Here is a 7,750-nt window from a genome sequence, read left to right on the forward strand (position 1 = left end):
GCAGCAGCCGGGCGGCCTGCTCACGCAGCGCCGGTTCGCTCTTCGCGGAGAAGACCAGCGGCAGCGGCAGGGGCTCCGCCGCCCCAACGGCCGGCTCCGCCGCTCCGACGGTCCCGGTGATCACATCGGCATCAGGTGCCTGCTCCAGGATCACATGCGCGTTCGTCCCGCTCATGCCGAAGGAGGACACGCCCGCGCGGCGCGGCCGGTCGGTCTCCGGCCACGGCTGCTGCTCGGTCAGCAGCTCCACCGCGCCCTCGGACCAGTCGACGTACGACGACGGGGCGTCGATGTGGAGGGTGCGCGGCAGGACGCCGTGACGCATCGCCATGACCATCTTGATCACACCGGCGACACCGGCCGCGGCCAGCGTGTGTCCGATGTTCGACTTCGCGGAGCCGAGCCACAGCGGCCGGTCGGTGGGGCGGTTCTGCCCGTAGGTGGCCAGCAGCGCCTGTGCTTCGATCGGGTCGCCCAGCCGGGTGCCCGTGCCATGTGCTTCCACTGCGTCCACAGCGTCGGCCGTCAGACCCGCACTCGCCAGGGCGGCCTGTATGACGCGCTGCTGCGAGGGGCCATTGGGGGCGGTGAGGCCGTTGCTGGCGCCGTCCTGGTTGATGGCGGAGCCCCGTACGACGGCCAGCACCCGGTGGCCGTTGCGCTCCGCGTCCGACAGCCGCTCCAGCAGCAGGACCCCTACGCCCTCGGCGAAGCCGGTGCCGTCCGCGGACTCCGCGAACGCCTTGCACCGCCCGTCGGGGGACAGGCCCCGCTGCCGGCTGAAGTCCACGAATCCGGAAGGGGTGGCCATCACCGTCACCGCTCCCGCCAGGGCAAGCGTGCACTCGCCCCCGCGCAGCGCCTGGGCGGCCAGGTGCAGGGCGACCAGGGAGGACGAGCAAGCGGTGTCCACCGTCACCGCCGGGCCCTCCAGCCCGAAGGTGTAGGCGACTCTGCCCGACAGCACGCTGCTCGCGGTGCCCGTCATCCGGTACGCCTCGATTTCCGCGGGCGGCTCGGTGAGCATGAGCTGGTAGTCGTCGCTGACGGAGCCCGCGTAGACGCCGGTGTGCGAGCCGCGCAGGGTCGTGGGGTCGATGCCGGCCCGCTCGAAGACCTCCCAGGACGCCTCCAGGAACAGGCGCTGCTGCGGGTCCATGGCGAGGGCCTCGCGTGGGTTGATGCCGAAGAACTCGGCGTCGAACCCGCCCGCGTCGTAGAGGAAACCGCCCTCCCGGGCGTAGGCGGTACCGGGGCTCTCGGGATCGGGGTCGTACAGGCCCTCCAAGTCCCATCCGCGGTCGGCCGGGAAGCCGGAGATCGCGTCCCGGCCGGCCTCGACGAGTTCCCACAGGTCCTCGGGGGACCGGACGCCGCCGGGGTAGCGGCAGCTCATTCCCACGATGGCGATCGGCTCGGCAATTCGCTCCTGCGCTTCCTTCAACCGGCGGCGGGAGTCCTGCAGTTCGGCCGTCACGCGTTTGAGGTAGTCCCGGAGCTTGGTTTCGTCGGACATGCTCTTCCTCGCTGTCGGTCTCGGGGCGGGCGGCTTCACGCGGTGGTGCCGAGTTCGCGGTCGATCAGGGCGAACAGATCGTCGTCCGTGGCGGAGTCGAGTTCGTCCGGTCGAGCCGGCTCCTCCGCCTCTTCCGGCTTCGAGGCGGGTGCTTGCGGTGCCCGGGCAACTGCCTCCCGGTCGAGACGGGTGCGCAGGTACGACGCGATCGCCGCCGGAGTGGGGTGGTCGAAGACCAGCGTCGCCGGCAGCGTGAATCCGGCCACCTCACCGAGTCGGTTGCGCAGGGTGACGGCGGCCATCGAGTCGAAGCCCATGTCCTTCAGCGACCGATCCGCGTCCACCTCGTCGCGGCTCGTGTAGCCGAGTACGGCGGCGATCTCGTCCCGTACGAGGTCCGCCACCCACTCGTCCTGCTCGGCCGGCGACAGTCCGGCAAGGGTCGCGGCGAACGTCGGCTCGTCACTGGTCTCCGTGTCCGTCTCGGCTTCCCCCGGTACGTCGGCCGGCCGGTCGTGCCGGATTCCGCGCCGCCAGGAGGCCAGCAGCGGCAGAGCGCCGCCGAAGGCGTCCGCGTTCTCGACGCCGAGCGCGGAGGCCAGTGCCTGGAGGTCCTCCGTCTCCACCGCGTCCCAGAAGCGGGCCTCCACGGAACCCGGGCGGTGCGTCTCGCCGCCTCCTGGCGGTGCCTCGAGCCAGTACCGCTTCCGCTGGAACGGGTAGGGGGGCAGGAAGACCGCGGTTTCCCCGGCCGGCGCCGTCAGCGCCGTCCAGTCGAGTGCCGCACCGCGGGTCCACGCCTCGGCCGCCGCGAGCACGGCGGTCTGCGCCTCGTCCCGGTTGCGTCGCAGGGCGGCCGCCAGAGTCGTGGGACGACCACCTGTGGGGAGGGTGTCGCGGGTCATGGCGGTGAGGGTGGCGTCGGGTCCGAGTTCGAGGTAGGTGGTGACTCCGTTGGTGTGGAGTGTGGTGATGCCGTCGGCGAAGCGGACTGTTTCGCGGAGGTGTCTGACCCAGTAGTCGGGTGTGCGGAGGTCGTCGGGGTCGGCGAGTGTGCCGGTGAGGTTGGAGATGAGTGGTGTGTGGGGGGTGTGGGGGGTGAGGCGGGCTACGACTTCGTGGAAGGCGTTGAGCATGGGGTTCATGTGGGGGGAGTGGAAGGCGTGGCTGACGTGGAGTTGTTTGGTTTTGCGGCCGTGTGTTTTCCAGTGGTGGGCGACGGTGAGTACGGCGTTTTTGTCTCCTGCGATGACGGTGGATGTGGGTCCGTTGAGTGCTGCGATGGAGGTTCCGGTGGGGAGGGTGGTGCGGACTTCGTCTTCGGTGGCCTGGATGGAGAGCATGGCGCCGCCTTGGGGCAGTGCTTGCATGAGCCGGCCGCGGGCGGTGACGAGTTCGCAGGCGTCGGGGAGGGTGAATACTCCGGCTGCGTGGGCGGCTGTGATTTCGCCGATGGAGTGTCCGGTGACGTAGTCGGGGGTGATGCCCCAGGAGGTGTAGAGGTGGTAGAGGGCGGTTTCGATGGCGAAGAGGGCGGGTTGGGTGTATTCGGTGCGGTGGAGGAGTTCGGCTTGGGGGGTGCCTTCGGGGGCGAACATGATTTCTTGGAGGGGGTGGTCGAGGTGTTGGTCGAGTTCGGTGCATACCTCGTTCAGGGCGTGGGCGAAGACGGGGTAGGTGGTGTGGAGTTCGCGGCCCATTCCTGCTCGTTGGCTGCCTTGGCCGGTGAAGAGGAAGGCGAGGGATCCTTCGTCGGCTGTGCCTTGTACGAGGGTGGCTGAGGGTCGGTTTTCGGTGAGTGCGGTGAGGGGGTTGCGGGCGTTGTCGGTGTCGGTGGCGATCACGACGGCCCGGTGTTCCAGCGCGGCCCGTGACACCGCAGCCGCATACCCGACACCGGACAGCGATGTCCCGGGATGGGCGTCCAGATACGACGAGAGGTTCACGCCTTGGGCCCGCAGGGCCGCATCGGACCGGGCGGACAGTGGTACGGGCACAGGGACCGGAACCGGGACCGGGGCGTCGTCCCGCCGGGTCTGAGGCCCGGTGTCCGGTGCCTGCTCCAGGATCACGTGGGCGTTCGTCCCGCTGATCCCGAAGGACGAGACCCCCGCTCTGCGCGGCCGGTCCACCTCAGGCCACTCCCGCTGCTCGGTCAGCAGCTCCACCCCGCCCGCCGACCAGTCGACGTACGAGGACGGGGCGTCGACGTGCAGCGTCTTCGGCAGCTGCGCGTGCCGCAGCGCCATGACCATCTTGATGACTCCGGCGATGCCCGATGCCGCCTGGGCGTGTCCGATGTTGGACTTCGCGGAGCCCAGCCACAGCGGCCGGTCGGTGGGGCGGTTCTGCCCGTAGGTGGCCAGCAGCGCCTGTGCCTCGATCGGGTCGCCCAGCCGGGTGCCCGTGCCATGTGCTTCCACTGCGTCCACCGCGTCGGCCGTCAGACCCGCACTCGCTAGTGCGGCTCGGATGACGCGCTGCTGGGCCGGGCCGTTCGGGGCGGTGAGGCCGTTGCTGGCGCCGTCCTGGTTGATGGCGGAGCCCCGTACGACGGCCAGCACCCGGTGGCCGTTGCGCTGCGCGTCCGAAAGCCGCTCCACCAGCACCACACCGACACCCTCGGACCAGCCCGTGCCGTCCGCCGCCTCCGCGAAGGACTTGCACCGGCCGTCCTTGGCCAGTCCCTGCTGGCGGCTGAACTCCACGAACGTCCCCGGGGTCGCCATGATCGCGACACCGCCGGCGAGGGCCATGGTGGTCTCGCCGCGCCGCAGCGACTCGCATGCGAGGTGCAGCGCGGTGAGGGAGGAGGAGCAGGCGGTGTCCACGGTCACCGCGGGTCCTTCCAGGCCCAGGGTGTAGGCGACCCGGCCGGAGAGGACGCTCGCCTGACTGCCCGTCAGGCGGTGCCCCTCCACGCCCTTGGTGGCCTCGTGGAGGGCCGGGCCGTAGTCGTGGTACATCAGTCCGGCGAAGACTCCGGCCTTGGTTCCGCGTACGGAGGACGGGTCGATGCCTGCCCGCTCGAACACCTCCCAGGACGCCTCGAGGAACAGCCGCTGCTGCGGGTCCATGGCGAGGGCCTCGCGGGGCGATATGCCGAAGAACTGGGCGTCGAACTCGCCCGCGTCGTACAGGAACCCGCCCTCCCGTGTGTACGAGGTGCCGGGCCGCTCCGGGTCCGGGTCGTAGAGGCGCTCCAGGTCCCAGCCGCGGTCGTCCGGGAACCCGGAGACCGCGTCGCGGCCCTCCAGCACCAGCTCCCACAGGTCCTCCGCCGACCGCACGCCGCCGGGATAGCGGCAGCTCATGCCGACGATCGCGATGGGCTCGTGAGCGGCGTCGACGAGCTCACGGTTCTTCTGCCGCAGCCGCGCGGTCTCCTTGAGCGAGTCCCGCAGCGCGCCGACCACCTTCGACAGCGAGTTGTCCGTCATGTCCTTGCCATTCTCAGAACTCATCGGGATCAGAAACTTTCCTGTGCCAGGCGGACCAGATCGTCGACGTCCATGTCGTCGATCAGGTCCACTGCGTCTGCGACGGTGGAGGAAGTGGAAGAAGAAGGATCGGAACCGGTGCTGGTGCCGGAGCGGGCGGCCGGGGCGGCTGCGATGCCGTCGGTTCCGTCCCGCCCCGCGTCCGGGCCGTTCGTCTCGGGGACCAGCTCGGCGCGCAGCAGCGTGGCCACTTCGACCGGTGTGGGGTGGTCGAAGACGAGTGTGGCTGGCAGTCGCAGGCCGGTGGCCTTGTTCAGGCGGTTGCGCAGTTCGACCGCGGTCAGCGAGTCGAAGCCCAGCTCCTTGAAGCCGCGCCGCGCCTCCACCTTGGTGGTCGTCCCCAGCACCGCCGAGACCTCGCTCCGTACGAGATCGACCAGCGCCTTCTCCTGTTCGCCCGTGCTCAGGGCGGCCAGTCGGCCGGCGAGTGACAGCTCGGGAGCCGCCGTGGTGGTGGCGGCCCGACGGACCTGTGTGCGGGCGAACCCGCGAAGCACGGCGGGGAGTTCGGTCGCGTTCCGTGAACGCAGCGCCGTCACGTCGAGCCGGGCCGGGACCAGGTGGGCCGTGTTCAGGGAGGTCGCCGTGTCGAAGAGCTCGATGCCCTCGTCCGGCGGGAGCGCGCTCATCCCCGTGTTCCGGACCATCCGTTCCCGGTCGGCCTGGTCGAGGTCAGCTTCCATGCCGCCTTCCGCCCACAGGCCCCAGGCCAGGGAGGTGGCGGGCAGGCCCTGGGCGTGGCGCTGTTCGGCGAGGGCGTCCAGGTAGGCGTTGGCGGCGGCGTAGTTGGCCTGGCCGGGGCCGCCGAGCACCCCCTGTACGGAGGACAAGAGGACGAAGGCGGTGAGGTCGAGCCCCAGTTCTCGGGTCGCGTGGTGGAGGTTGAGGGCGCCGATGGCTTTGGGTGCGAGTACGGCGTCGAGTCGTTGTGGTGTGAGGGTGGTGAGTACGCCGTCGTCGAGTACGCCGGCGGTGTGGACGATTGCGCGTATCGGGTGTTTGGCGGGTGCCTTGGTCAGGAGTGTGCGTACGGCATCGGGGTCGGCCACGTCGCAGGCGACCAGGGTGACGTGGGCCCCGAGGGACGTGAGTTCGGCGGTGAAGTCCGCTGCGCCTGGAGTGTGTTCGCCGCGTCGGCTTGCCAGGAGGAGGCTTCGTACGCCGTGTTCGGTCACGAGGTGCCGTGACACGAGTCGCCCCAGTGCGCCCAGTGCGCCGGTGACCACGACTGTGCCTTCGGTGTCCCAGGGTGTGCCGGCCGGTGTGCCGGTGTCGGTGGCTCTGGTGAGCCGGGGGACCAGGGGGGTGTCGGAGTGGGCGGCGATCTGGGGTTCGTCGAGGCCGAGTACTGTCGCGGCGTGTGCGGGGTCGGCACCGGTGGGCAGGTCGACCAGGGTGATGCGGTCCGGGTTCTCGGTCTGGGCCGAGCGCACCAGGCCCCAGACCGCCGCCGAGGCGGGGTCCACGTCCGCACCTGTGGCGCTGTGTGTCACGACCACGAGCCGGGCGTCGGTGAACCGCTTGTCAGCCAGCCAATTCTGGACCAGTTCGAGCAGGGGGTGTAGGGCGTCGTGCAGGTTCCCGGTGGTGGTGACCGGGACGATTACCGCGTCGGGCACCTCGGTGAGCGCGGCCAGACCGTCATCGCCCAGGACCGTCCACGAACCCGTGAACTCACCCGAACCGCCGGCCGGCACCCAATCGACCTGGTAGAGGCCTTCGTTATGGCTGCCACGTCCGGCCGCGGCGAGCTGCTCCGGGGACACAGGCCTGCGGGCCAGCGAATCCACCGTGGCGACCGGGTCGCCGGCCCCGTCGGCGAGGTGAAGGGTCACGGCGTCGGGGCCGGCCTGCGCGAGGCGGACCCTGGCGGCCGTGGCACCGGTGGCGTGCAGCCGTACACCGCTCCAGGCGAACGGCAGCCGCGTGTCACCGGTCTTCGGCAGCACACCCAGTTCGATGGCGTGCAGCGTGGCGTCCAGCAGTGCCGGGTGGAGGCCGAACCGGCCCGCGTCCTCGGCCTGTTCGGGAGCCAGGGCCACCTCGGCGAAGACCTCGTCGTCCCGCCGCCACGCTGCCCGCAGGCCCTGGAAGGCAGGGCCGTACTGATAACCGTCCTCCGCGAGCGACTCGTACCAGCCCGCCAGGTCCACCGGCTCCGCACCCTGCGGCGGCCACACCGACAGGTCCACATCCGAGGCCGTGCCGCCCCGCACGAGCGCTCCGGACGCGTGTGTGGTCCAGCCGGTGCCGGGCCCCGCGCTCTCCGGCCGTGAGTGGATCGAGAGAGGCGCCTGTCCGGTCTCGTCGGAGGGACCGACGACGACCTGGACCTGTACGGCGCCGTCCTCGGGCAGCACCAGCGGCGCCTGGAGCGTCAGCTCCTCCAGGACATCGAGTCCGGTTTGCTCACCGGCGCGCAGACCCAGCTCCACCAGCCCGGTGCCCGGGAACAGTACGGTCCCCAGGGCGGCATGATCGGCCAGCCACGGGTGGCTGCGCAGCGACAGCCGGCCGGTGAAGACAGTGCCGGCGTCACCCGCGAGGGAGAGGGAAGCCCCCAGCAGCGGATGATGCGCCGACTCCTGGCCGAGGGCGACGGCGGCCTCTTCGCCGCGCAGCCCCGACTCCGCCTCCAGCCAGTAGTGGGTGTGTTGGAAGGGGTAGGTGGGGAGGTCCACGGTCTGGGTGTTGTGTGTGGTGTTTGTTTGTTGCCAGTTGACGGGTGTGCCGT

Annotated in this window: 1 protein-coding gene and 3 pseudogenes; all 4 read right to left on the reverse strand. The window is 70.6% G+C overall.

The window, feature by feature from the left end:
• Positions 1 to 1,516 (reverse strand): type I polyketide synthase (locus tag ACIREO_RS39640; protein ID WP_404119968.1); only part of this gene is annotated, 1,516 nt, incomplete at its 3' end.
• A gap of 35 nt (positions 1,517 to 1,551) precedes the next feature.
• Positions 1,552 to 4,908, reverse strand: a pseudogene (locus tag ACIREO_RS39645) (type I polyketide synthase); the annotation flags it as partial.
• A gap of 129 nt (positions 4,909 to 5,037) precedes the next feature.
• Positions 5,038 to 5,342: pseudogene (locus ACIREO_RS39650) on the reverse strand (acyl carrier protein); the annotation flags it as partial.
• Between the two features lie 423 nt (positions 5,343 to 5,765).
• Positions 5,766 to 7,697, reverse strand: a pseudogene (locus ACIREO_RS39655) (SDR family NAD(P)-dependent oxidoreductase); the annotation flags it as partial.
• Positions 7,698 to 7,750 lie beyond the last annotated feature (53 nt).

It is taken from the genome of Streptomyces sp. NPDC102441, from assembly GCF_044765585.1.
Lineage (GTDB): Bacteria > Actinomycetota > Actinomycetes > Streptomycetales > Streptomycetaceae > Streptomyces.